At 47.0% G+C, this 598-nt stretch carries 1 protein-coding gene; it reads right to left on the reverse strand.

Annotated features, from left to right (window positions below; genetic code table 11):
- On the reverse strand, window positions 1–578 hold a 578-nt coding region (locus HW115_RS19535), incomplete at its 3' end, for a substrate-binding domain-containing protein (protein WP_178935354.1).
- Between the last annotated feature and the right edge of the window lie 20 nt (window positions 579–598).

Raw genomic sequence — 598 nt, forward strand, 5'->3', positions numbered from 1 at the left:
ATTACAGCCACTTCTTCGGGCACCCTTACGCCCAGATCCTCAAGCTTTTGCAATAGAGTGACCGCCAAATAATCATTTTGAATCATCAAGGCCAACGGTCTTGGCAAAGCCGACAACTCCTCCTCAATTTTTTCCCAGTGTAGCTCATGAAAATGACGCCCAGCACCAATCACGATCTCTTTTAGGCCAGCCATCCGTTCTGTATCATTATACCCTTCCCAATAGCCTACATAACCAATATCGCGAAACCCCTGTGAGAGTAAATGCTCCCCAGCCATTCGACCAATCAAGACATTATCATGAAACACACGAGGGGCTCCGAAACGGTTAGGTCGATAACTCAAATCAACCGTAGGAACGCCACAAGACTCTATTTTTTTATCAACATCCTCGCGCCGCGCCAAATAGGAAATAATACCGTCCCCTTGCCAATTCTCCGGCACCTGACCGGAAATAGCCATCGAGGAATCTAAGATCCATCTATGCTCCGCAGCATACTTCGCAATACCACGGTGAATACGATACACATAGTAGCCAGGAAGAAAGGCCACTCGACGACGCTGAAGAACAGATGGCATAATTAATCAACTAGTCAGAG

It is taken from the genome of Oceaniferula marina (assembly GCF_013391475.1).
Classification (GTDB): Bacteria; Verrucomicrobiota; Verrucomicrobiia; order Verrucomicrobiales; family Akkermansiaceae; genus Oceaniferula; species Oceaniferula marina.